Here is a 21,850-nt window from a genome sequence, read left to right as displayed (position 1 = left end):
GTTTTTAAGGAAAAATGGCGGCTTCACCTTAAAAAATTCCACCGCGATGGACGATCTGGACTGGAAGGTACTGGCGCTGCTGCAGGCCAACGGCCGCATCAGCTACACGGAGCTGGCGCGCCAGGTGCACCTGTCGGTGCCGGCGGTGACGGAGCGCGTGAAGCGCCTCGAAGCGGCCGGCGTCGTCGAGGGCTACACCGCGCGGATCAATCCTGCCGCCGCCGGCTATCCGGTCAGCGCGCTGATCGGCATCACGGTGCCGCAACCGGCGAAAGCGAAATTCCTCCGGTTGCTGGAGACGATTCCCGAAGTCGTCGAATGCCATCACGTGACGGGCGCGGACTCGTATGTGATGCGACTCGTCGCGATCAGCATGACCCATCTCGAACACCTGATCGAACGCATCAACCTGTACGGCGAAACACGCACGTCGATCGTGATGTCGACGCCGCTGCCCGCACGCGGATTGGCGCGGCCGCCGTCGCCGCGCGACATCGTTCGCGATTGACGCATCGAGCGGCCCCGCCCGGTCCGCTTTCCGCGGGAGACCATCAAGAAACCCGGCCGGCGGTAACCGGAGGCCAATCTTCATCTGGCCGGTTACCGCCGTGACGATCCGCACCGATCGGCTACTTGCCGGCCACGCCGCCAAGCAGGCCGCCCACCAGCCCCGTAATGGGCGCGAGCGGATTGGCAAGCGCACCCAGCGGCGAGCCGCCGTCCGCGCCGGTCGCGGAACCGTTGCGAACGGTCGCCGGCATGCCGCCGACCACGCTCGTCACCAGGCCCGCCACTGGCACCGCGCCGTTCGCACCGCTCGGGTTCACGAGGCCGCCCACGTTGGTCACGGTGTTGCCGACCGCGCGAACGAGCCCGCCGACGCCGCCGACCAGCGGCTGGGGCGACGCGGACGTCACCTTCCATCCCGCCGACGTGATCGCGCCGCCGATCTGTCCGAGCAGGCCCGCGACCGGCTGTCCGAGGCCGGTCGCCGTGCCGACCTGCTGCGTGACCTGGCCGACGGTCGTGACGAGCGGCGTGATCGCCGTGCTGATCGCCTGCGTCGTCTGCTGGACCGGGCCCGACGACAGGGCCGAGCCGAGCATGGTGCCGCCCGTCTTGATGCCGCCGGACACGGTGTCGAGCAGGCCGCCGACCGGTGTCGTGAGCGGCGCCAATGGCGACAGCGGGCCGGTGCCGAGCGCCTTCACCGTGTCGCCGAGGCCGGCGACCGGATTGCCGACCGAGCCGACGATGGAGCCAAGCCCGGCGACCGTCGTGCCGACGGGGTTCGCCGTGAAACCGGTCTGGCCGATGCCGTTGCTCACGGCGTTCGACGTGTCGCTGATGATCGTGCCCACGCCCGTGACCGTGTTGCCGAGGCCGGTGGTCACGCCCTTGCCGACTCCCGGCGGGCTCACGCCGCTGATCGTGGCGCCGGCATCCATGACGACCACGCCGACGGAACTGATGATGCCGTTCGTGCCGGGGGTTCCGCTGGTGCCGCTTGTGCCGCCGGTTCCGTTCGTGCCGCTGGTTCCGCTGGTGCCGCTCGTTCCGCTGGTTCCACTCGTGCCGCTGGTTCCGCTCGTCCCGCTCGTTCCGCTGGTCCCACTCGTGCCGCTGGTCCCACTCGTGCCGCTGGTCCCACTCGTCCCACTCGTCCCACTCGTCCCACTCGTCCCACTCGTCCCACTCGTCCCACTCGTCCCACTCGTCCCACTCGTCCCACTCGTCCCACTCGTCCCACTCGTCCCACTCGTCCCACTCGTGCCGCTCGTGCCGCTGGTTCCACTCGTGCCGCTGGTTCCACTCGTGCCGCTGGTTCCGCTCGTGCCGCTGGTTCCACTCGTGCCGCTGGTTCCACTCGTGCCGCTAGTTCCGCTCGTGCCACTAGTTCCGCTCGTGCCACTGGTTCCGCTCGTGCCGCTCGTGCCGCTCGTGCCACTGGTTCCACTCGTGCCACTAGTTCCGCTCGTGCCGCTAGTCCCGCCCGTTCCACTCGTACTCGTTCCGATGTTGTTACCACCCGGCTTCGGCGCCGTGACATCGCTGCCGCCACAAGCCGCCAGCGCACACGCCGCGGCAATGGCGGCGAGCGCAACGTTCGCCTTGATGAAATGATTTTGCATGGAAGCCCCCGTCCGCAATTCAGCGCGATCCTTCCTGCAAGCATCTACCGTGCCATACCCGTCGGTTCCTGTAACGATCCCGCCGCCGCACCGCAGCGCCCCTGCCGACGCCATACTCCCGCGCAGCACATCGCCCGCGCCTCCACCCGCGGCGTTCGATCCGACCGTGCGTTCCGGCAGCACCGACGTAACACCGATCCGGCGTTACGTAGCACGACTCCAAAAAAACGGCCGGGACCGCACACCGCCGGTCCCGGCACATTGCGCATGCCACGCGTCGTCACCGACGCTTCACGATCTTCACAATCGTAAGCGTGCCGTTCACGCTTTCGACCCGCACCCTGACCTTGTCGTCGACATGAAGCGACGTCAGCATCGCCGCATCGCCGACCTTGAACGCCATCGTCATCGGCGGCATCCCGACGTTGTCGAGCGCGCCATGCTTCAACATGACCAGCCCGCGCCCGGCATCGATCTCCTTGACCTCGGCATCGGTCAGCGCCGCATCCGGCGCCGACATCGTCGAACGCCCCATGCTCATCGCAGGCATGTCGCTGCCCGCGAACGCCGGCATCGCAACGACGGCCGCCGCGCACCACGCGGCGAACGCGTGAAAGCAGGTCTTCATCGACAGCCCCCCGCGGCTCCGAAGACATTCCCGTTGTTCATCGAAGCCGCGACGCGGATGCCCGGCTCAAACGAACAACGTCGCACCGGCCCATGCGATCAGCACGACGCCCAGCATGCGCCCGGCGCGCTCGCCGCCGGGCAGGATTTTTTCCGCGAACACGAACACCGACAGCGCGGCGATCCACACGACGTTCATCACGCCGCCGACGAACAGCAGCGCCATCAGCAACCCGCAGCACCCGACGCAATACATCCCGTGTCGCGCACCGAGCAGGAAGCTGCCGGCGATGCCTGGACGCCAGTGCGCAACCAGAAAAGCGGCCGGCGCGCGGCATTGCCGAAGGCATGCACGTTTCAGCGGCGAGAATTGATAGAGCCCGGCCAGCGCGAGCACGGCCGCGGAAAGCACCGCACTCTTCGACCACAGCATCATCGCGGAGATCAGCCCGGCCGGCTGCAGCAGTTCCTGGAGCAACGCCGCGCCGACCGAGAACGCGAACCATGCGGCCAGATAGCCGGCCAGCAGCGACATCGACGTCAACGCAGCCGCTGCGCCGTCCGCGCCGCGATGCCTGAGCACGCGCCGGTACAGCATCACGAGCGGCGCCGCGCTGGGCGTCATCATCGCGATCATCATCACCCACCACATCGCGATCACGGTCGGCAGCGACGGATCCATGCTGCCCATGTCGCCCGCCAGCCGATGCGGAAAGAGCGCGACCGCCGTCATCTGCAGCGCCGACATGCCGGTGCCCGCGCCGGTCCACAGGTAGAACCAGCACACGCCGACGAGCGCGGCCATGCCGAGCAGCGTGACGACGCGCTCGCGCCCGAGCCAGATGTCGAACGGAGTCATGCCGCCGCGCGATGCCGGATCAGCCCGTGGTTGTTCAGGTGCAGCCGCGCGAACTGCGCATAGGTTCCGTCGAGGTTCAGCACGATGTTGCCTTGCGAGCGCCCGGTGCCCGAACCGATCTCGGCGAGTTCGTACTCGAAACCGTTCGGCAGGTCGATCCGCGCGCGATGCTCGGCGCCCGTCACCGGGTTGCGGATCGGATCGCCCGCGACGTCGAACACGCCGTCGACATGAATCCGGCCGTGCCGCGCATCGACATCGACGTCGAAATCGATCTTCGTGAAGATCGGCTCGAACGCGTGCTCGAGCGTCGACGCGAATACCGCGAACATCGTCGCAAACGGATCGGTATCCTGACCGGTCATGATCTTCAGCACCGCTTCGCGCTGCGCCGGACTCGCGCGCTCGTCGACGATCGGCTGGCACTTGCCACGGCCTTCGTGGACCGCCCCCGGCCACTGAAACACGACCGCGATCCTGACGCCGTCGAGCACCACGTCGCCGTAGTGGCCGCTGTCGATCGAAATCGCACCCATTGCTTCGCATCCGCCGTGGGTCGGCGGTGCATTGAACTGGCAAGGGCATCCGTATGAGCAATTGCAGCTCATCATTTCGGTGCCCTGAATCTCCCACGGCGTCATGGCTTCACCTCGCGCGCTGTAACACACATGAATGCTTCGAATCTAGTGCACGGCATCGGGGAAATCAAAGCGGGAGCGGATGACCGATACGACGGGGGAAACCCGCGAATTCCGGTGTCGCGCATGACGCGTCGACCGGCTCGCGGACGGCCGCTCGGGTCGAGACGTCACGCCCGCTCGTCACACGACCAGCGACGCGACGATCGCACACCACACGGCACTTGCGCCGCACAGAAACACGCGCCGCGCGACGAGCATCCGCGACTCGTCGCCGGCGGTCTTCATCGGCGAAGTCGCGAGGAACGGCACGCTGGCGAGGCACGCGAAACCCGCGAGCGCGAGCACGATCACGACGTAATCGCCGAACCGCCAGGGCAACGGCTCGTGCAATCCCCAGTAGCCGAGAAACAGCATGCCCATCGAAAACATCGTCGCGGCGGCCGAACTGAGCGCGACCACCGAACCCGTCGGAAATTGCATGGGAGCCTCCCCTCGCGCATCGCGCGCGACGCCGGATCATTATCCCGGCGCGGAGGGGAAAAGCACAACGCCGGCCGGCAGCAGGCCGTGCCGTTCGCGGCGCGCGAGCGCAAGCACGTCGCGGCGAAACGCGGCATCGCGGATCGACCGGAAAATCGGAATCTCCGACGGTACTACGCGGTGATATCGAACTTGCTCAGGATCGCGATGCTTTCGCTTGCGCCGGCAACGCGCTTCATCGTCCCGATCGAATGGGGGCGGAACACGGGGTCGACCTGCCGGCATTCCGGCGGCGTCTTGCACAGGGGGTGCCCGCGGGATCTTGCCGGCCGGCGTCAGCCGCGGCGCGCGCTCGAGCGACGATTCGCCGATCGCCTCCTCGAGCAGCCGCACATGCGTGTCGATCGCGGACGGCACGGCGCCGATGATCGTTGTCACGGATTGACAGAACCCGGATTCGCGCGACAGAAGTGCCCGCCTTCAGCCCGGCTTCAGCCCGGCTTCAGCCCGGCTTCTTCGTGGCCTGCACGACGGAAATCCAGCCCACCACCGCCGCAGCGACCCAGCAACAGGCGATCATCAGGTCGAGATCCATCCAGCCTTCGAAATTCGCGCTGTTTTCGAAGCTGCAGCGCTGATGGCCCCTGACCCACACGCAGCCGCTGACGAACTGCTGGATGTGCATATAAACGCTGTAGACAGCAAAAGCCGACGCGATGACCGTGAGCCGCAAACGGACGTTCTTTTTCATGTGACGCGAATGCCGGTGGAAAGCCAGTGCCGATCTTACGGCAACGACAACCTGCCCGGCAATCCGTCGCATCCTGCCCCCGGATGCCCTTCGCTCACGCGTCGATCCGCCTGATCGTCCTCAGGCAATCCGCCGCCAGCTGCTGATAAATCCGCGTGCCGTTCGCCTTCGCGTCGATCTCCGCGTCGCTCAGCCGACGCACGACGCGCCCCGGCATGCCCGCGAGCAGCACGCCGCGCGGCACGTCGTAGCCGGCCTTCACGAATGCGCACGCGGCGACGATCGTCGTGGCGCCGATGGTCGCGCCGTCCATCACGACCGCATTCATTCCGATCATCGTGTCGGGTTCGAGCGTCGCGCCATGCACGATCGCGCCGTGGCCGATGTGGCTGTTGACGCCGAGCCGGCACGTCTCGCCGATCCCGACGTGCAGCACGCAGCCATCCTGCACGTTGCTGCCGTCTTCGACGACGATCGCGCCGATCGTCACGTCGCCGATCACGACCGCGCTCGGGTCGACGTACGCGGACGGATCGACGCGCGGCCGCATCCCGTTGAATTCGAACAGCGGCATCGTCAGAGCGCCGCGACCGCTTCCGGCACGAGCGTGAACAGGTCGCCGACCACGCCGTAGTCGGCCACGCTGAAGATCGGCGCTTCCGGATCCTTGTTGATCGCGACGATCACCTTCGAATCCTTCATGCCGGCCAGATGCTGGATCGCACCCGAGATGCCCACCGCGATGTACAGCTGCGGCGCGACGATCTTGCCGGTCTGGCCGACCTGGTAGTCGTTCGGCACGTAGCCGGCGTCGACTGCCGCGCGCGATGCGCCGAGTGCCGCGCTCAACTTGTCGGCCAGCGGCTCCAGCACCTTCGTGTAGTTCTCGCCGCTGCCCAGACCACGGCCGCCCGACACGATGATCTTCGCGCTCGTCAGCTCCGGACGGTCCAGCTTCGTCACTTCACGGCTCACGAACTGCGACTTGCCAGTGTCTGCCGCTGCGTCGATCTTCTCGACCGACGCGCTGCCGCCTTCCGCCGCCACCGGATCGAAACCGGTCGCACGCACCGTGATGACCTTGATCGGGTCGCTCGACTGCACCGTCGCGATCGCGTTGCCCGCGTAGATCGGGCGCTCGAACGTGTCGGCACTGTCAACCGCCGTGATGTCCGAGATCTGCGCGACGTCCAGCTTCGCGGCGATACGCGGCGCGATGTTCTTGCCGTAAGCAGTCGCCGGCGCGAGGATGTGCGAATAGTCCTTCGCGATGTTCAGCGCGGTCGCTTCGACGTTTTCCGCGAGACCTGCTTCGAGTTGCGGCGCATCGGCCAGCAGCACCTTCGATACCCCCGCGATCTTCGCGGCCGCGTCGGCCGCCGCTTGCGCGTTGTGGCCCGCGACCAGAACATGCACGTCACCGCCGCCTGCCGCGCCGAGCGCCTGCGCAGCCGCCACCGCATTGAGCGTCGCGGCCTTGATCGATGCGTTGTCGTGTTCCGCAATTACCAGAATCGTCATTTCGTTGCGTTCCCTGTTACAGCACCCTGGCTTCGGTCTTCAGCTTCGCGACCAGCGTCCGCACGTCCGGCACCTTCACACCGGCTGCGCGCTTCGGCGGCTCGTTCACGTTGAGCACTTTCAAACGCGGCGTCACATCCACGCCAAGGTCGCCGGGCTGCACGATCTCGAGCGGCTTCTTCTTCGCCTTCATGATGTTCGGCAAGGTCACGTAGCGCGGCTCGTTCAAACGCAGGTCGGTGGTCACCACGGCCGGCAGTTGAAGCGACAGCGTTTCCGCGCCGCCGTCGACTTCGCGCGCAACCGTCGCACGCCCGTCGGCCACCCCCACCTTCGATGCAAACGTCGCCTGCGGCAAACCCGCCAGCGCGGCCAGCATCTGCCCGGTCTGATTCGAATCGTCGTCGATCGCCTGCTTGCCGAGGATCACGAGCGACGGCTGTTCCTTGTCGAGCAGCGCCTTCAACACCTTCGCGACGCCCAGCGGTTCGACGCTGTCGTTCGATTCGACGAGGATCGCGCGATCCGCGCCGATCGCGAGCGCCGTGCGCAGCGTTTCCTGCGCCTGCGCGACGCCGACCGACACGGCTATCACTTCGGTCACGACACCGGCCTCCTTCAACCGCACGGCCTCCTCCACCGCAATCTCGTCGAACGGGTTCATCGACATCTTCACGTTCGCGATGTCGACGCCCGTCCGGTCGGATTTCACGCCGACCTTCACGTTCGCGTCGACCACGCGTTTCACTGCCACGAGCACTTTCAACTGCGCGTCTCCCTTGTGGTGCGATCGCCGCGTCAGCGCGCGGTATAACCGCCGTCGATCACGAGCTCCGCGCCCGTCACATAACGGCCGGCCGGCGACACGAGATACAGGATGCCGGCCGCGATGTCGCGCGGGCTGCCGATCTTCGCCATCGGCACGTGCGTCTGCAGATAACCGAACACGTTGTCCGGGTCCTGCCCCATCTGGCGGAACGCTTCCTCGAGCATCGGCGTACGGATATAGCCGGGGTGTACCGAGTTCGCGCGGATGTTCTTCGCCGCGTACAGCATCGCGTCGACCTTCGCCATCATCCGCACCGCGGCCTTCGACGCGTGATACGCGGGCACGTCGGGCCCGCCGACGATCCCGTACATCGACGACAGGTTCACGATCGAGCCGCCGCCGGCCGCGTCGATATGCGGAATCGCGGCGCGCGTGCACAGGAACACACCGTTCACGTTCACGTCCTGCACGCGCTGCCACTGCGCGAGCGTGAGCTCGTGCGTCGGCACGTTGTGGCCTTCGATGCCCGCGTTGTTCACGAGCACGTCGAGGCGCCCGAAGCGCGCGACGATCTCGCCGAACACGCGTGCCACGTCGGCTTCCTGCGTCACGTCGAGCGACCAGAACGCGGCCTGGCCGCCCTGCGCGCGGATCTCCTCGACGAGCGCTTCCGCCGGTTGCGACAGCACGTCGAGAATCGCGACGCTCGCACCGGCCGCGGCCAGCGTGCGCGCGGTCTCCGCGCCGATGCCGCGCGCGCCGCCGGTGATCGCGGCCACCTTGCCGCGCAGGTCGAACAGGTCTTCGATGAGCTTCATGTCGTCTCCATGTATGTGATCAGACGGCCCGCCCGCATCGGGGCAGGCCCTCGCGGGCATCCGGCGTTATCGCGTATTCCGCGCCGCAAGAAAATCGAGGCATTCCCGATTGAAGTAGTCGGCGTGTTCCACCATCACCCAGTGGCCGCACCGGTTCATCAGCACGAAACGCGCGTCGCGGCAGCGTTCGAGGAACTTCAGCGCGCCGCCGACCGGATTGAAACGGTCGTCCGTTCCCCAGAAACCCAGCACCGGGCAGCGCAGGTCGCCGAGCGCACCGGTCAGGTTCGGCACGCTCATCGTCGAGAGCACTTCGGTCGGCTGCTCGACGCACACCTTCATCCGCTCAGCCACGAGCGCGTCGGTGACGATCGCCGGATCGTGCACGAGCAGCGTCAGCAGCTCGCGCATCGTGTCGTCATTCATCTGGCGATTGGTGAACAGCTTCACCATCCGCTGGATGCCTTCCATCCGGAAATAGGTGTCGCGATCCTCGACGCCGCCCGGCGCCATCATGATCAGCCCGTCGACTTCGTCCGGGTAATCGAGCGCGTACTTGAGCGCGATCGCGCCGCCGAGCGAATTGCCGAGCAGCACGGCCGGCCCGATCCCGAGCGCGTCCAGTTGCGCATGCAGCGCGCCGACGAAGAAATCGAGCATATAGGCGACGTCGGACGGCTTCGACGACTGCCCGTAGCCCGGCAGGTCGACGACGATCGCGCGATGGCCGGCCGCCGCGAACGCGGGCACGTTGTGCTTGAAGTTGCTGAAACCGCTGGCGCCCGGGCCGCTGCCGTGGATGAACACCACGGGCCGGCCTTCGCCCGCCTCGTAGTGGTGCAGGCGCAGGCCGCCCGGCACGTCGGTGAAGATGCCGGCCGGCGGCGTCGTGGGGATCGTCATCGCGGGTTGTCTCCTTCGTCGTTCGATGGATGCCTGACCACGATGATTGCGTCGCCGGCGCCGGCCGGCATCATCCTTTCAGACTACGAAGCCGCGCGCGCTTCTTCCTATCATCGGCCCACCGAAACGGAGGCAGACGATGAACGGATTCGATTACAGCGGCAAGACGGTGCTCGTGACGGGCGGCACCAAGGGCATCGGGCGGCGCATCGCCGAACGGTTTCTCGCGGCGAGTGCGCGCGTGTTCGTCTGCGGACGCAGCGCGCCCGACACGCCGCCCGCGGCCGGCGGCCGCGAGGCGGCATTCGTCGCGGCCGACCTGCGCGACATCGAGCAGGTCGACGCGATGCTCGCAACCCTCCGCGCGGAGGCCGGCGGCCTCGACGTGCTCGTCAACAACGCGGGCGGCTCGCCGTTCGCGCTTGCGGCCGATGCGTCACCGCGCTTCACCGAATCGATCGTGCGGCTGAACCTGATCGCGCCGCTGCAGCTCGCGCAGCGCGTGAACGCGATCATGCAGCCGCAGCCCGAAGGCGGCGTGATGCTGTTCATCGCGAGCGTCAGCGCATCGCGGCCGTCGCCCGGCACGGCCGCGTACGGCGCCGCGAAAGCGGGCCTCGTCAACGCGGTCACGTCGCTCGCGGTCGAGTGGGCGCCGCGGGTGCGCGTGTGCGCGATCAGCCCGAGCCTCGTGCAGACGGAATCAGCCACCGAAGGCCACTACGGCGGCGACGATGCACTCGACGCGATCCGCGCGACGATTCCCGCCGGCCGCCTCGCGACACCCGACGACGTTGCCTCCGCGTGCCTCTTTCTCGCGTCGCCCGACGCGTCGTACACGTCGGGGGCGAACCTGCGGCTCGACGGCGGCGGCGAACGGCCCGCGTTCCTGTCGGCGGCACAGGCGAACGCGCGATGACACGCGTCGAGCACGCGGCGTCGCGCGATCGTTGCCAGTCCTAGGGAAGTCATCTAGTTCATTTTGACGATTCCCTGCTACCGCGATCTCCCTACTCTGCCTCTCACGACAACACATAGTCGACCGTCGTCGATACCCCCAAGAGGAGACACCATGCATCAACGGATTTCGCGCCGTACCGACAAGCGGGCCACCGCCACGCTGTCGACGCTGGCCGCCGCGCTGCTGACGTGCGCCGTTCCCGGCGCGCACGCCGGCAGCACGATCGAGCTGGGCGCCGACACGACGCTGGACTACACGTTCACGCTCAGTTACGGCCTCGGCATGCGCACCCGCGCACCGAGCGGCAATCTCCTCACGCCGGCGAACATCAACGGCGACGACGGCGACCGCAACTTCGCGAAGAACAAGCTGATCGAGAACCAGGTCAGCCTGCTCGGCGAAGTGAACCTGAAGCACGACGACTGGGGTGTGTTCGTGCGTGCCGACACGTTCTACGACCAGGCCTATCGCCGCCCGAACTACAACGACGCGCCGGGCACCGTGAACCAGTCGGGCCAGTACAACAATTTCACGAGCGACGCGCGCTACTGGTCGGGCGGCCACACGACGCTGCTCGCCGCGTATGCATACAACACGTTCCACATCGGTTCGACGAGCCTGAACGTGAAGGTCGGCGATCAAGTGGTCGCGTGGGGCGAAAGCCTGTTCTTCCCGAACATCGCGGGTGCACAGGGGCCGTCCGACGCAACCAAGTCGTACATGGCCGGCGCCGAGGTGAAGGACATCCTGCTGCCGGTGCCGCAGATCTCGACGCAGTGGCAGATCACGCCGAACTTCAGCCTGCTCGGCTACTACCAGTTCTCGTACCAGCAGAACCGGCTGACCGCGCCCGGCACGTACTGGAGCTACTCCGACGTGACCGGCCCGGGCGCGCAGTTCATCATCGGCCCGGGCGGGATGATCATTCCGCGCGGCCCCGACGACAAGCCGAGCGCACGTAACCAGTGGGGGATCGGCGCGCGCTTTCGCGTGCTCGGCGACACCGAGCTGGGCCTGTACCACCTGCACTACAACGACATGAACCCGAGTGTCGTCACCACGTACTTCCCGACGCTCCAGTACCAGCAGACCTACTTCAGCAACATCAAGCTGACCGGCGCGAGCTTCTCGACGCAGGTCGGCCCGGTGAACGTCGCGGGCGAAGTGTCGTACCGCCAGGGCGCGGCGGTGCTCGTCAATACGCCGACGGGCCCGCAGTCGACGCGCGCGAACGTGCTGCAGACCAACCTGTCCGGCATCTACTCGATCGGGCCGAGCTTCCTCGCGAATTCGCAGTCGCTGATCGGCGAACTGACGTACGTGCATGCGGGCAGCATCTCCGAGCTCGACGGGTCGACCACGCTCGCCAACTCGCGCAACGCGCTCGCGATGGAGATCGCGTGGACGCTCAGCTACAAGAACGTGTTCAACGGCTGGGATCTCGACGTGCCGCTGACCTACACGCACGACCTGACGGGCACGTCGCCGCTCGCCGGCGCGCTCGGCTCGCTGACGGGCCAGGGCGACCACCGCGTGACGGCCGGCGTGACGTTCACGCGCCTGAGCAACCTGCAGCTGTCGCTCGTCTACGCGAAGTTCCTCGGCTCGCCGAACCCGGTCACGCGCCCGCTCGCGGATCGCGACTACGTGCTGGCCACGGCGACCTACCACTTCTGAGCGGCCCGGCCGCTCGTCACTCAGCAAGAGGATTTGTCATGAAGCGAATTCGTCTCCCCCTCCTGCGCGCGTCGGTGATCGCCGCGTGCGCACTCGCCGCGACGGCGTCGTACCCGAAGGTCACGCCGGACGACCTGAAGGCGCTCGACGGCCAGTTGACCCCGATGGGCGCCGTGCGCGCCGCGAGCAAGGACAACGGCGTGCCCGAGTGGTCGGGCAAGTGGCTCGGCACGCCGCCGGACGTGCAGTACAAGCGCGGCAGCCGTTACCCCGATCCGTACGCGAGCGAGAAGCCGGTCGCGACGATCACCGCGGAGAACATGGCGCAGTACGCGGAGCACCTGACCGACGGCCAGAAGGCGATGTTCAAGCGCTATCCGGCCACGTTCAAGATCATCGTCTACCCGACCCACCGAGACTTCCGCTATCCGGATTCCGTCTACAAGGACATTCGCACGTACGCGCCGGATTCGACGATGACGTCCGACGCGAACGGCCTCACGAACGCGCCGCCGACGGTGCCCTATCCGATCCCGAAGACCGCCGCCGAATTGCTGTGGAACCAGCGCTTCTCGTCGTCGATCGGCACCGAGCAGGCCACCTACGACCAGGCGGTCGTCTACTCCGACGGCAACATCGCGTGGGGCAAGGTGCGCTACGACATCTACTCGCCGCGCAACGTCGGCAAGTACGACGTGAAGAGCGACCTGAACAACCGCACGTACTACCGCAACGCGACGGAGCTGCCGCTGTCCGACCGCGGCTCGCTGATCGTCGGCTTCACGAACTGGGACAAGGCCGGCGCGGACAACTCGTCGCGCACGTGGATGTACAACCCCGGCACGCGGCGCGTGCGCCAGGCGCCTGAATACGGCTACGACCAGCCGCAGGGCCCGGGCGGCTTCCGCACGGTCGACGACGACCGCCTGTACAACGGCCCCGGCGATCGCTACGACTGGAAGATCGTCGGCAAGCGCGAGATCTACGTGCCGTACAACAACTACAAGGTGATGGACAGCGCGGTGAAGTACGGCGAACTGCTGACCAAGGGCCACGAGAACCCGAGCTACATCCGCTACGAACTGCATCGCGTGTGGGTGCTGCAGGCCACGCTGAAGAGCGGCTACCGTCACCAGTACGCGAAGCGCGTGCTGTACATCGACGAGGATTCGTGGCAATCGCTGCTCGCGGACAACTACGACGCGCGCGGCCAGCTGTGGCGCACCAATGTCGCGACGTCGCTGTACGCCTACGACGCGAAGGTGTTCTACCCGAGCGCGGTGTTCTTCCACGACCTGATCTCCGGCGCGTACATGGCCGACCGCCTGACGAACGAAGGCCCGATGCCGAAGCTCGACAACAGCCCGCAGTTCAACGAGGCGTATTTCTCGCCTGACGCGATCCGCAGTTCGGGCAACTGATCGACCGACCGACGCGGCATGCCCGCGACCCACGCGCCGGAGCCCCGCTCCGGCGCACGACGCCGCCCGTGACGGCGGCCATTTCCATTCGAGGGACCTTTCATGTCTTCCCGCCTGCATACGACGCTCGGCGACGAGCTGTACGCCGCATGGCACGCGCGCACACCGGTCGCGCCGCTGTCGGGCCGGGCGCGCCGCCTGTCGCTCGACGACGCGTACCGCATCCAGCAGCGCTTCATCGAACGCCGCGTCGAACACGGCGAGGCGGTCGTCGGCAAGAAGATCGGCGTGACGAGCCAGGCCGTGCAGGACATGCTGAACGTGCGCCAGCCCGATTTCGGCATCCTGCTGTCGGGCATGCACTACGCGGCCGGCGAGGCGATCGCCGCCGATTCGCTGATCGCGCCGCGCGCCGAGGGCGAGATCGCGTTCATCCTCGCGCGCGACCTGCGCGGCCCCGGCATCGACCGCACCGACGTGATCGCCGCGACGGCCGCCGTCGCGCCCTGCTTCGAGATCGTCGACTCGCGCATCCGCGACTGGGCGATCCGCATTGAGGACACCGTCGCCGACAACGCGTCGTGCGGCGTGTACGTGCTCGGCGAAACGCGCGTCGACCCGCGCACGCTCGATCTCGCCGTGTGCGAGATGACGATCGAGAAGAACGGCGAGCCCGTCGCGCAAGGCCGCGGCGACGCGGCGCTCGGCCATCCCGCCGACGCGGTCGCGTGGCTCGCGAACACGCTCGCCGCGTACGACGTGCCGCTGCTCGCCGGCGAGATCGTGCTGTCCGGCTCGCTCGCGAAACTGATCCCGGTCACGGCCGGCGACACACTGTCGATGCATATCTCCGGCATCGGCAGTTGCGACGTCCGCTTTATCTAAAGGAACCATCCTGATGAAGAAAATCAAATGCGCACTGATCGGGCCCGGCAACATCGGCACCGACCTGCTGGTCAAGCTGCGCCGCTCGCCGGTGCTCGAACCGGTGTGGATGGTCGGCATCGATCCGGCCTCCGACGGCCTCGCGCGGGCACGCGAGTTCGGCCTGAAGACCACCGACAAGGGCGTCGACGGGCTGCTGCCGCACGTCGCCGCCGACGAGATCCGCATCGCGTTCGACGCGACGTCGGCCTACGTGCACCGCGACAACTCCGACAAGCTCACCGCGCTCGGCGTGAAGATGATCGACCTGACGCCCGCCGCGATCGGGCCGTACTGCGTGCCGCCGGTGAACCTCGACGCGCATCTCGACAGCGCGCAGGCGAACGTGAACATGGTGACCTGCGGCGGCCAGGCGACGATCCCGATGGTGTATGCGGTGTCGCGCGTGCAGCCGGTCGCGTACGGCGAGATCGTCGCAACGGTATCGTCGCGCTCGGTCGGCCCCGGCACGCGCAAGAACATCGACGAATTCACGCGCACGACGTCCGGCGCGATCGAACAGGTCGGCGGCGCACGCAAGGGCAAGGCGATCATCGTGATCAACCCGGCCGAGCCGCCGCTGATCATGCGCGACACGATCCACTGCCTGACCGACGGCCCGCCCGACGTCGACGCGATCACCGCGTCCGTGCACGCGATGGTCAAGGAAGTGCAACGCTACGTGCCCGGCTACACGCTGAAGAACGGCCCGGTGTTCGACGGCAATCGCGTGTCGGTGTTCATGGAGGTCGAAGGGCTCGGCGACTACCTGCCGAAGTACGCGGGCAACCTCGACATCATGACCGCCGCCGCGGCCGCCACGGCCGAGCGTTTCGCCGAACAGATGCTGGCCGCGACGGCCGCCACCGCTTGAGTCGAGGAGTCACACGATGTCACTTGCAGGCAAGAAGATCACCGTCCACGACATGTCGCTGCGCGACGGCATGCACCCGAAGCGCCACCAGATCACGCTCGACCAGATGCGCAACATCGCGCGCGGGCTCGACGCGGCCGGCGTGCCGCTGATCGAGGTCACGCACGGCGACGGGCTCGGCGGCGCCTCGGTCAACTACGGTTTCCCCGCGCACACCGACGAGGCGTACCTGGGCGCCGTGATCCCGGAGCTGAAGCAGGCGAAGGTGTCGGCGCTGCTGCTGCCCGGCATCGGCACCGTCGAGCATCTGCGCATGGCGCACGAACTCGGCGTCGGCACGATCCGCGTCGCGACGCACTGCACCGAAGCGGACGTATCGGAACAGCACATCGGCCTCGCGCGCACGCTCGGCCTCGATACGGTCGGATTCCTGATGATGGCGCACATGTCGTCGCCGGCGCAGCTCATCGTGCAGGCGAAGCTGATGGAATCGTACGGCGCGAACTGCATCTACATCACCGATTCGGCCGGCCACATGCTGCCCGACGACGTGACCGCGCGGATCGGCCAGGTGCGCGATGCGCTGAAGCCGGAGACGGAGCTCGGCTTCCACGGCCATCACAACCTCGCGATGGGCGTCGCGAACTCGGTCGCGGCCGTGGCGGCCGGTGCGAACCGGATCGATGCGGCCGCGGCCGGCCTCGGCGCCGGCGCGGGCAACACGCCGATGGAAGTGTTCGTCGCGGTATGCGACCGGATGGGGATCGAGACGGGCGTCGACGTGTTCGCGATCTCGGACGTCGCCGAGGATCTCGTCGTGCCGATCATGGATTCGCCGATCCGCCTCGACCGCGACGCGCTGACGCTCGGCTATGCGGGCGTCTACTCGTCGTTCCTGCTGTTCGCGAAGCGCGCGGAAGCGAAGTACGGGATTCCCGCACGCGACATCCTCGTCGAACTGGGCCGGCAGCGGCTCGTCGGCGGGCAGGAGGACATGATCGAGGACGCGGCGCTGACGATGGTGCGGGCGCGGGAGGTGGCGGCGTAAGCGAACGCGGGCGTCGGCGCAGTGCAACGGGGCGTCGGCAACGCGGCAACCTCGCTTCTGCTGCCGACGGGCCGGCTGCTCGCCGATTTGCACGGCCGACGCCGCATCTTCATCGCGGGCACGGCTCCCTTCACCGTCGCGTCGCTGCTGTGCGCGCTCGCGCCTTCGGTATCGGTGCCGCTCGCCGCATCACCGATGCTTCCCGCCGTGCCTGCGCTGCCGATGCGCTTCGCGCGCCTGCAGCAGCGACGGCATCAGTTCCTCGATGTATTGCCGCGCCTGCCCTCGCGTCACGATCTCGCTGAAGCGCCGATGGGCCTTGTCATGGCCGACCAGCGCCGCATGCGCTTTCTTCAGGATGTGCAGGTACGCGATCAGGCTCGTGCCGTCGCGCACGGGCAGCGCATCGCGCGGGTCCGGTGTCGTACTCATGTTCCGATCCTTTGCGGACAATCCGTCCGGCACGTAGTCGTCACGAGCCCCAGCAGGTCGTTCGCGAGACGGTCGCGGTCGGTCAGCGGCGCCAGGCCGAACAGCCGCTCGAGCGTCGCGGCGACCGACGCATGGTCGTACACCGTATGGTCGACCCGCCCGGCCGCGACCCACGGCGAAATCACGATCGCCGGCACCCGCACGCCGTACACGTCGAACCCGAAGCCGCTCGCGTTCAGCGTCGCCGCCGCGCCATCGTTCGGCGGCGGCGCAGCGCCCGGCCCGACCGAATCGTAGAAGCCGCCGTGCTCGTCGTAGCAGATCACGAGCAGGCTGCTGTTCCACACCGGCGAATTGCGGATCGCGTTGTACACGCGCGCGGCGAGCTGGTCGCCGCCGGCGAGGCCGTCCATCGGATGCTGCGAGCTGCCGTTCTGGTAGGTGCCGTGCACGATGTCGCCGTAACCGGGCTCGATGAACGTATAGCGCGCCGTATGGCCCGCCGCGAGATCGGCCTCGAAATGCGCGAGGTCGTCGATGTCGAAGAAGCTGATGCCCTTCAGCGACGCGACCTGCGGCACGTGGCCGACCGGATTGCCCGTCTGGTCCTGGTAGATGCGCCAGTTGTCGTCGCCGAGCGCGGCAAAGATCGAACCCTTCGGATACGGGAAACCGTCGAACGCGTCCCACCCGGCCATTTCCTCCCTGGTCGGCGAATGGTCGAGCCCGGCCGACGACGCACCGTGCAGGAAAAAGCGATTCGGCCAGGTCGGCCCCGGCATCGATGCGTGCCACGCGTCGCACAGCACGAACGCGTTCGCGAGCGTGTGCAGCGACGGAGCCTGCGTCGCGATGTCGACGCCCTGCATGATCTTGCCCGCGTCGGCCGGCTGGGGCGGCTTGCCTTCGGAACGCGACGTCGCGTAGTTCGACACGAATCCGGTATTGCGGACCGGCGGATAGGCCTGCCCTTTCACGAACGGCACGCCCGCGCCGCAGAGCTGCTCGAGCACGTCGGTGAATTCGTGGCACGGATCGGTCGGCATCCGGTCGGGCGCGCCGCCGCCGAACGGATAGACCGCGCCGCCATACGCGTTGCTGTTGCCCGGCGACGCGGCGACGATGCCGGGGTAGCCCGACAGCGCGAACAGGTGGTCGAAGGAGCGGTTCTCGAGCATCAGCACGAACACGTGCCGGATGCGGTCCTGAACCGACGGGGATGCGGGGGCTGCGTCTGCACTCATGGCGCCTCCTGGCGTCGCGCGACGAAAGTCCGGCTGGCACGGCCGTTGGCCCGCTGAAAGACGCTGAAGGAATTGAAAGCCGCACGCGCGGCGCGGGCCGCGAATTGCCGACGAGTGTACGACCGCGCCGGCCCGCACGTAAAGCCGCACGCGAACCGCACGCGAACGGCGTCGTCGCGCGTGCGGTCAGCCGCCGGCCGGCGCGGTTTTCCGCGTCACGACATCGGGCTGACGATCGCGTTGCGGCCGTCGGACGACAACCGCCAATGCGCCCCGCATCGACGTGTCGGGCGGGATGGCACGTCGAACGTTGACTTTCGCCGGTCGGCCCGATACGATCGATGCACTTTCAAGACGCCCTCCCGGTCCGCCGGGAGGGCGTTTCGTTTTGGTTCACCCACCAAAAGGAAACCCCTTGAAATGAACCGTATCGACGCCCTCTCCTCCGGGCCGAACGCCGACCACGACGGCCTCGGCTACCTGCGGCACGGTACCGGCCCCGAATGCGTGATGGTCCTGCACGACTGGCTCGGCGACCATACGAACTACGCGGCGCTGCTCCCGTATCTCGACGAATCGGCATTCACGTACGTGTTCGTCGACCTGCGCGGCTACGGCGAATCCATCCACCTGCGCGGCACCTGTACCGTCGACGAGATCTCGGCCGACTGCCTGGCGCTCGCGGACCGTCTCGGCTGGCCGCGCTTTCACGTGATCGGCCATTCGATGACGGGCATGGCGACACAACGGCTCGCCGCCGATGCGCCCGCCCGCATCAAGAGCGCGATCGCCGTGTGCCCGGTGTCGGCCGCCGGCAACCGCCTGAACGACGACGCACGCGCGTTCTTCGCGAGCACGGCCGTCGATGACGATGCGTTTCGCCGGCTCATGCGATTCGTGACGGGTGGATTGTCGGCGCGCTGGGCCGACCTGAAGCTGCGGCAGAACCGCGAGCGCGTGGCGCCGGCCTGCCGGCTCGCGTATCTCGACATGCTGACCGGAACGGATTTCGTCGACGATGTCCGCGGGCTCGAGACGCGCTTCCTGGTGATCGTCGGCGACAAGGATCCGGGGCTCGACGAAGCGGCGATGCAGGCGACGTTCCTCGCGTGGCACCCGAACGCGCGGCTCGCGACGATACCGAATAGCGGGCATTACCCGATGCAGGAGTGCCCGCCGTATTTCGCGATGGTCATCGAGGATTTCCTGCGGGACGCGGCTGCCTGAGCGTTGCGCACAAGCAGCGGCCGGCGAAGGCGATGTGGGCCGCTGCGGCATGACGACGCCGCCGGCGGCCGGTAAACGGCAAGCAACGGGCCGTTCATCCGGTTCGTCCGGCCGTGGAGGCCGGACGGGATTCGATCGGCACGCGGTTGCGCGCCGATCGTTGCCGCTTAACGACGCGGCCCGCCGGTGCGCTGCGGACGCGGCGAATTCGCGTCCTTGTGCCGGAAGTTGATGCGGCCCTTGGTGAGGTCATAGACCGACAGTTCCAGCGTCACGCGGTCGCCCGCGAGAATGCGGATGTGGTTCTTGCGCATGCGGCCCGACGCGTACGCGCCCACCACGACGCCGTTTTCCAGCGTGACACGGTATTTGCTGTCCGGCAGCACTTCGTCGACGATTCCGTCCAGTTCCAGCAGTTCTTCTTTTGCCAAACCAATTCCTCCAGACAAGGTAATTGACCGCAGCCGCGGCGATCTGCCCGGCGCCGTGTCCCGCAACGGGACGGCGGCCGGCAGGCTGCCGGGGATCGGTTCGTTCAGACGGGCCGTGGGCCTGTCTTGCGATCGGAGCCCGGCGCGTTGCGGCGTTCAGGCGGTCGGTGGCGGCGGCGCATAAAGCGCCGCGCAAGTCGGGACCGCGCCGGCAAGGCATGGCGGCGGTCTGCTCGGGTTGATGCGTTGAAGCGGTGATGCGCTGGCGAAGCGGCGGGCGCTTCGCGAGGGCGTTGCGTCGCACGCCGTTCAGGCATGCGATGAGGGAGGCGACACGACCGATGCATCGTGAATGTCGCGATGCATCGGTCGTGCGCATCGGAAACGCGCCGGCTGCCGCCGAAGCGGCGCCGTGCGCGCCAATCCGTCCGGCGGCGGCCACCGTTTGGCGGCCGCTGCCGATGCGGCTTACTGCGGCGTGATGTTCGACGCTTGCAGACCCTTCGGGCCGCGCTTCACTTCGAAGCTGACCTTCTGGCCTTCGGCCAGGGTCTTGAAGCCCGTGCCGCGAATTTCAGAGAAATGGGCGAACAGATCGTCGCCGCCGTTGTCCGGGGAGATGAAACCAAAGCCCTTGGTTTCGTTGAACCACTTGACGGTACCGGTATCCACAAATACTTCCTTAATACGAATAATTGAACATGCGCCCGCAACGGGCACAGAAAGACTCAAAAGAGGGAGAGACCAACGACCGCCGCACGGAGTGCGGCCAATGATGAGCAATCGAACTTCTTGAACACTTCGGCCATGGACACTACGCGGTAGCGGCCGTTTCGTCAAGTCATTTTGATGCGGCGCACAAGCACACCCGCCGCGTGCGCCTTGCGCGGCGGGTGTTGCCGGCCGACGGGACGCATTTCGATGCGCCCCCGCTTTCCGGCCGGCGGACGGCCCGCCGGTTCTTACTGCGGCTCGAACACGTGATGCAGCGCCGGCGGCGCATCGCCTTCGCGAATCCGCATCTCGAACGCCTTGCGCGCGACGCTCGCCGGCCGCACGTCCGCCACGTCCAGGTAGAACTGCGAATACCAGTCGCGCATCTGGTACAGCGGCCCGTCGCCCTCGCACAGCAGCGGGTTGTCGATCCGCGTCTTGCTGTGCCAGATGTCGACGTCCTCGTAGAACGCGCGCTGCGCTTCCTTCACGTACGCGTTCGCGATCTCCGTGTTCTGCTCGTCGGACAGCCCGGCCACCTTCTTCACGATCACGCCGTAGCGCAGCTCGAAGCTGTTCATGTCGATCGGCACGTGGCAGTTCAGCAGCACCGAGTGGATCGGCTGCCCGCCGCTCTGCCCCGTCATCTGCGTGATGTGCACGGCGGGCCCGAAATACGTCGACAGCGCGGTCAGGGCGTCGCCGCCGAGCTTCTCGCTGCGGCCGACCATCAGCTGCGTCGCCTTGTGATCCTCGAACAGGTTCGCGAAATAGTCGATCGGCGCGCGGTGCACGGTCGCGAAGTGCGCGACGTCCGAGATGTTGTCGACCAGTTCGCGGCAGTTGGCCTGGATCACCATCTTGTCGACGACCCAGTCCGACCATTCGTCGGAGAAGCACACGTCGAGGCGCGGAATCGCGACTTCGGGCGGCGGTGCGTTGCCTTCCGGGTCGTTCCAGACGAACAGCAGGTTGTTTTCCTCGCAGGTCGGCCATGCGCCGATGCGCGCCTTCGGCGGGATCCGCTTGCAGTACGGAATCGATGCGCACTGCCCTTCGCCGCTCCACGCCCAGCCGTGGAACGGGCACACGAGGTTGTCGCCCTGCACCGTGCCGAGGCTCAGGTCGGCGCCCATGTGCGGGCAGTACGCGTCGACGACGTTGACCTTGCCGGTCGAATCGGCGAACACGGCGAGCTTGCGGCCGAAGGCGTTCAGCGTGTGCGGCTTGCCGTCCTTGTAGTCGCGGGCGAGCCCGAGGCAGTGCCAGCCGCGCGCATAGCGCTGCGCGAGCGGCTGGGCTTCGATCTTGTAAGGGCGTGCGGACATGTGGGTTGACTCCTCTTGTGGACAACGCGCGGCGGCCGGCCGCGCGCGGGGGAAATGGGGCGCGCCGG

The 21,850-nt window shown here is 67.3% G+C and carries 26 protein-coding genes and 1 pseudogene; 10 read left to right on the top strand and 17 right to left on the bottom strand.

What is annotated here, in order from left to right; all coding sequences use genetic code 11:
* Positions 1–46: 46 nt before the first annotated feature.
* The gene (locus E9536_RS07760) at positions 47–508 is read left to right on the top strand and encodes an Lrp/AsnC family transcriptional regulator (protein ID WP_060319358.1); all 462 of its coding nucleotides are present in this window, start codon (positions 47–49) and stop codon (positions 506–508) included.
* Positions 509–629: 121 nt separating this feature from the next.
* Here E9536_RS07760 and E9536_RS42045 read toward each other — a convergent pair whose 3' ends face one another.
* The gene (locus E9536_RS42045; RefSeq protein WP_247873423.1) at positions 630–1,448 is read right to left on the bottom strand and encodes a collagen-like triple helix repeat-containing protein; all 819 of its coding nucleotides are present in this window, start codon (positions 1,446–1,448) and stop codon (positions 630–632) included.
* Here E9536_RS42045 and E9536_RS42040 point away from each other — a divergent pair.
* Positions 1,447–2,124 (top strand): hypothetical protein, encoded by a 678-nt coding sequence (locus tag E9536_RS42040; protein ID WP_247873422.1) that lies wholly within the window; start codon positions 1,447–1,449, stop codon positions 2,122–2,124. The genes E9536_RS42045 and E9536_RS42040 overlap by 2 nt on opposite strands.
* Positions 2,125–2,412: 288 nt before the next feature.
* Here the strand turns inward: E9536_RS42040 and E9536_RS07750 are convergent, their stop codons facing one another.
* From E9536_RS07750 to E9536_RS07700, 11 genes are all read right to left on the bottom strand, one after another.
* Positions 2,413–2,760, bottom strand: a complete 348-nt coding sequence (locus tag E9536_RS07750) for a copper-binding protein (protein WP_027791699.1) — start codon at positions 2,758–2,760, stop codon at positions 2,413–2,415.
* Between the two features lie 66 nt (positions 2,761–2,826).
* Positions 2,827–3,618, bottom strand: a complete 792-nt coding sequence (locus tag E9536_RS07745; RefSeq protein WP_136469627.1) for a DUF2182 domain-containing protein — start codon at positions 3,616–3,618, stop codon at positions 2,827–2,829.
* A complete protein-coding gene (locus E9536_RS07740) occupies positions 3,615–4,259 on the bottom strand; it encodes a DUF1326 domain-containing protein (protein ID WP_027791701.1) in 645 nt (214 codons plus the stop codon). The genes E9536_RS07745 and E9536_RS07740 overlap by 4 nt, the downstream gene beginning before the upstream one ends.
* A 180-nt stretch (positions 4,260–4,439) precedes the next feature.
* Entirely contained in the window at positions 4,440–4,739 is a 300-nt protein-coding gene (locus tag E9536_RS07735; protein WP_021164379.1) for a hypothetical protein, read from the bottom strand.
* Positions 4,740–4,778: 39 nt separating this feature from the next.
* Positions 4,779–5,177: a hypothetical protein gene (locus E9536_RS07730; protein WP_136469626.1), complete on the bottom strand. Its 399-nt coding sequence runs from the start codon at positions 5,175–5,177 to the stop codon at positions 4,779–4,781.
* A 64-nt stretch (positions 5,178–5,241) separates the two neighbouring features.
* Positions 5,242–5,490 (bottom strand): hypothetical protein, encoded by a 249-nt coding sequence (locus E9536_RS07725; protein ID WP_136469625.1) that lies wholly within the window; start codon positions 5,488–5,490, stop codon positions 5,242–5,244.
* Between the two features lie 94 nt (positions 5,491–5,584).
* Positions 5,585–6,064, bottom strand: a complete 480-nt coding sequence (locus E9536_RS07720) for a phenylacetic acid degradation protein PaaY (protein WP_136469624.1) — start codon at positions 6,062–6,064, stop codon at positions 5,585–5,587.
* 2 nt (positions 6,065–6,066) lie between these two features.
* Positions 6,067–7,011: an electron transfer flavoprotein subunit alpha/FixB family protein gene (locus tag E9536_RS07715; RefSeq protein WP_136469623.1), complete on the bottom strand. Its 945-nt coding sequence runs from the start codon at positions 7,009–7,011 to the stop codon at positions 6,067–6,069.
* A 16-nt stretch (positions 7,012–7,027) separates the two neighbouring features.
* Positions 7,028–7,777 carry an electron transfer flavoprotein subunit beta/FixA family protein gene (locus tag E9536_RS07710; protein WP_136469622.1) on the bottom strand — a complete coding sequence of 250 codons (750 nt, stop codon included), beginning with the start codon at positions 7,775–7,777 and terminating at the stop codon, positions 7,028–7,030.
* A 32-nt stretch (positions 7,778–7,809) separates the two neighbouring features.
* Positions 7,810–8,598 carry a glucose 1-dehydrogenase gene (locus E9536_RS07705; protein WP_027791706.1) on the bottom strand — a complete coding sequence of 263 codons (789 nt, stop codon included), beginning with the start codon at positions 8,596–8,598 and terminating at the stop codon, positions 7,810–7,812.
* 66 nt (positions 8,599–8,664) lie between these two features.
* On the bottom strand, positions 8,665–9,501 hold the full coding sequence (locus tag E9536_RS07700; protein ID WP_136469621.1) for an alpha/beta hydrolase: 837 nt from the start codon (positions 9,499–9,501) through the stop codon (positions 8,665–8,667).
* Between the two features lie 139 nt (positions 9,502–9,640).
* Here E9536_RS07700 and E9536_RS07695 point away from each other — a divergent pair, with 139 nt between their 5' ends.
* The 7 genes and pseudogenes from E9536_RS07695 to E9536_RS42035 form a co-directional block, all read left to right on the top strand.
* A complete protein-coding gene (locus E9536_RS07695) occupies positions 9,641–10,420 on the top strand; it encodes an SDR family oxidoreductase (protein ID WP_136469620.1) in 780 nt (259 codons plus the stop codon).
* A 153-nt stretch (positions 10,421–10,573) separates the two neighbouring features.
* The gene (locus E9536_RS07690) at positions 10,574–12,139 is read left to right on the top strand and encodes a DUF1302 family protein (protein ID WP_119337647.1); all 1,566 of its coding nucleotides are present in this window, start codon (positions 10,574–10,576) and stop codon (positions 12,137–12,139) included.
* Positions 12,140–12,177: 38 nt separating this feature from the next.
* Complete coding sequence (locus tag E9536_RS07685) at positions 12,178–13,560, top strand: DUF1329 domain-containing protein (RefSeq protein WP_059697322.1); 1,383 nt, start codon at positions 12,178–12,180, stop codon at positions 13,558–13,560.
* Between the two features lie 102 nt (positions 13,561–13,662).
* Complete coding sequence (gene dmpE / locus E9536_RS07680) at positions 13,663–14,445, top strand: 2-oxopent-4-enoate hydratase (protein ID WP_136469619.1); 783 nt, start codon at positions 13,663–13,665, stop codon at positions 14,443–14,445.
* 13 nt (positions 14,446–14,458) lie between these two features.
* Positions 14,459–15,358, top strand: coding sequence for an acetaldehyde dehydrogenase (acetylating) (locus E9536_RS07675; protein WP_027791711.1), 900 nt, complete (start codon positions 14,459–14,461; stop codon positions 15,356–15,358).
* A gap of 16 nt (positions 15,359–15,374) precedes the next feature.
* Entirely contained in the window at positions 15,375–16,406 is a 1,032-nt protein-coding gene (dmpG, locus tag E9536_RS07670) for a 4-hydroxy-2-oxovalerate aldolase (RefSeq protein ID WP_136469618.1), read from the top strand.
* 3 nt (positions 16,407–16,409) lie between these two features.
* Positions 16,410–16,595: pseudogene (locus E9536_RS42035) on the top strand (MFS transporter); the annotation flags it as partial.
* Here E9536_RS42035 and E9536_RS07660 read toward each other — a convergent pair.
* Together E9536_RS07660 and E9536_RS07655 are read right to left on the bottom strand one after the other, a co-directional pair.
* Positions 16,596–16,838 (bottom strand): hypothetical protein, encoded by a 243-nt coding sequence (locus tag E9536_RS07660; protein WP_136469617.1) that lies wholly within the window; start codon positions 16,836–16,838, stop codon positions 16,596–16,598.
* A complete protein-coding gene (locus E9536_RS07655; RefSeq protein WP_136469616.1) occupies positions 16,835–18,082 on the bottom strand; it encodes an alkaline phosphatase family protein in 1,248 nt (415 codons plus the stop codon). Before E9536_RS07655 ends, E9536_RS07660 begins: the two co-directional genes overlap by 4 nt.
* 420 nt (positions 18,083–18,502) lie before the next feature.
* On the opposite strand from E9536_RS07655, the gene E9536_RS07650 reads away from it, so the two are divergent.
* Entirely contained in the window at positions 18,503–19,309 is an 807-nt protein-coding gene (locus E9536_RS07650) for an alpha/beta hydrolase (RefSeq protein ID WP_136469615.1), read from the top strand.
* 167 nt (positions 19,310–19,476) lie between these two features.
* On the opposite strand, the gene infA is transcribed toward E9536_RS07650, so the two are convergent.
* The 3 genes from infA to E9536_RS07635 form a co-directional block, all read right to left on the bottom strand.
* A complete protein-coding gene (gene infA / locus E9536_RS07645; protein WP_027791717.1) occupies positions 19,477–19,740 on the bottom strand; it encodes a translation initiation factor IF-1 in 264 nt (87 codons plus the stop codon).
* 468 nt (positions 19,741–20,208) lie between these two features.
* A complete protein-coding gene (locus E9536_RS07640; protein ID WP_006483056.1) occupies positions 20,209–20,412 on the bottom strand; it encodes a cold-shock protein in 204 nt (67 codons plus the stop codon).
* A gap of 290 nt (positions 20,413–20,702) precedes the next feature.
* On the bottom strand, positions 20,703–21,782 hold the full coding sequence (locus E9536_RS07635) for a Rieske 2Fe-2S domain-containing protein (protein ID WP_136469614.1): 1,080 nt from the start codon (positions 21,780–21,782) through the stop codon (positions 20,703–20,705).
* Positions 21,783–21,850 lie beyond the last annotated feature (68 nt).

This window comes from Burkholderia sp. LS-044, from assembly GCF_004803625.1.
Classification (GTDB): Bacteria; Pseudomonadota; Gammaproteobacteria; order Burkholderiales; family Burkholderiaceae; genus Burkholderia; species Burkholderia cepacia.
This window is presented reverse-complemented; position numbering and strand designations above follow the sequence as displayed.

What these genes read in the sequence shown, in the direction of transcription:
- E9536_RS07760 (WP_060319358.1), top strand. Translation starts at nt 47, where the DNA reads ATGGACGATCTGGACTGGAAGGTACTGGCGCTGCTGCAGGCCAACGGC.
- E9536_RS07700 (WP_136469621.1), bottom strand. Translation starts at nt 9,501, where the DNA reads ATGACGATCCCCACGACGCCGCCGGCCGGCATCTTCACCGACGTGCCG.
- E9536_RS42045 (WP_247873423.1), bottom strand. Translation starts at nt 1,448, where the DNA reads ATGGATGCCGGCGCCACGATCAGCGGCGTGAGCCCGCCGGGAGTCGGC.
- E9536_RS07660 (WP_136469617.1), bottom strand. Translation starts at nt 16,838, where the DNA reads ATGAGTACGACACCGGACCCGCGCGATGCGCTGCCCGTGCGCGACGGC.
- E9536_RS07705 (WP_027791706.1), bottom strand. Translation starts at nt 8,598, where the DNA reads ATGAAGCTCATCGAAGACCTGTTCGACCTGCGCGGCAAGGTGGCCGCG.
- dmpE (WP_136469619.1), top strand. Translation starts at nt 13,663, where the DNA reads ATGTCTTCCCGCCTGCATACGACGCTCGGCGACGAGCTGTACGCCGCA.
- E9536_RS07635 (WP_136469614.1), bottom strand. Translation starts at nt 21,782, where the DNA reads ATGTCCGCACGCCCTTACAAGATCGAAGCCCAGCCGCTCGCGCAGCGC.
- E9536_RS07690 (WP_119337647.1), top strand. Translation starts at nt 10,574, where the DNA reads ATGCATCAACGGATTTCGCGCCGTACCGACAAGCGGGCCACCGCCACG.
- E9536_RS07735 (WP_021164379.1), bottom strand. Translation starts at nt 4,739, where the DNA reads ATGCAATTTCCGACGGGTTCGGTGGTCGCGCTCAGTTCGGCCGCCGCG.
- E9536_RS07685 (WP_059697322.1), top strand. Translation starts at nt 12,178, where the DNA reads ATGAAGCGAATTCGTCTCCCCCTCCTGCGCGCGTCGGTGATCGCCGCG.
- E9536_RS07725 (WP_136469625.1), bottom strand. Translation starts at nt 5,490, where the DNA reads ATGAAAAAGAACGTCCGTTTGCGGCTCACGGTCATCGCGTCGGCTTTT.
- E9536_RS07750 (WP_027791699.1), bottom strand. Translation starts at nt 2,760, where the DNA reads ATGAAGACCTGCTTTCACGCGTTCGCCGCGTGGTGCGCGGCGGCCGTC.
- E9536_RS07715 (WP_136469623.1), bottom strand. Translation starts at nt 7,011, where the DNA reads ATGACGATTCTGGTAATTGCGGAACACGACAACGCATCGATCAAGGCC.
- E9536_RS07720 (WP_136469624.1), bottom strand. Translation starts at nt 6,064, where the DNA reads ATGCCGCTGTTCGAATTCAACGGGATGCGGCCGCGCGTCGATCCGTCC.
- E9536_RS07675 (WP_027791711.1), top strand. Translation starts at nt 14,459, where the DNA reads ATGAAGAAAATCAAATGCGCACTGATCGGGCCCGGCAACATCGGCACC.
- E9536_RS42040 (WP_247873422.1), top strand. Translation starts at nt 1,447, where the DNA reads ATGACGACCACGCCGACGGAACTGATGATGCCGTTCGTGCCGGGGGTT.
- E9536_RS07650 (WP_136469615.1), top strand. Translation starts at nt 18,503, where the DNA reads ATGAACCGTATCGACGCCCTCTCCTCCGGGCCGAACGCCGACCACGAC.
- E9536_RS07740 (WP_027791701.1), bottom strand. Translation starts at nt 4,259, where the DNA reads ATGACGCCGTGGGAGATTCAGGGCACCGAAATGATGAGCTGCAATTGC.
- dmpG (WP_136469618.1), top strand. Translation starts at nt 15,375, where the DNA reads ATGTCACTTGCAGGCAAGAAGATCACCGTCCACGACATGTCGCTGCGC.
- E9536_RS07695 (WP_136469620.1), top strand. Translation starts at nt 9,641, where the DNA reads ATGAACGGATTCGATTACAGCGGCAAGACGGTGCTCGTGACGGGCGGC.
- E9536_RS07655 (WP_136469616.1), bottom strand. Translation starts at nt 18,082, where the DNA reads ATGAGTGCAGACGCAGCCCCCGCATCCCCGTCGGTTCAGGACCGCATC.
- E9536_RS07745 (WP_136469627.1), bottom strand. Translation starts at nt 3,618, where the DNA reads ATGACTCCGTTCGACATCTGGCTCGGGCGCGAGCGCGTCGTCACGCTG.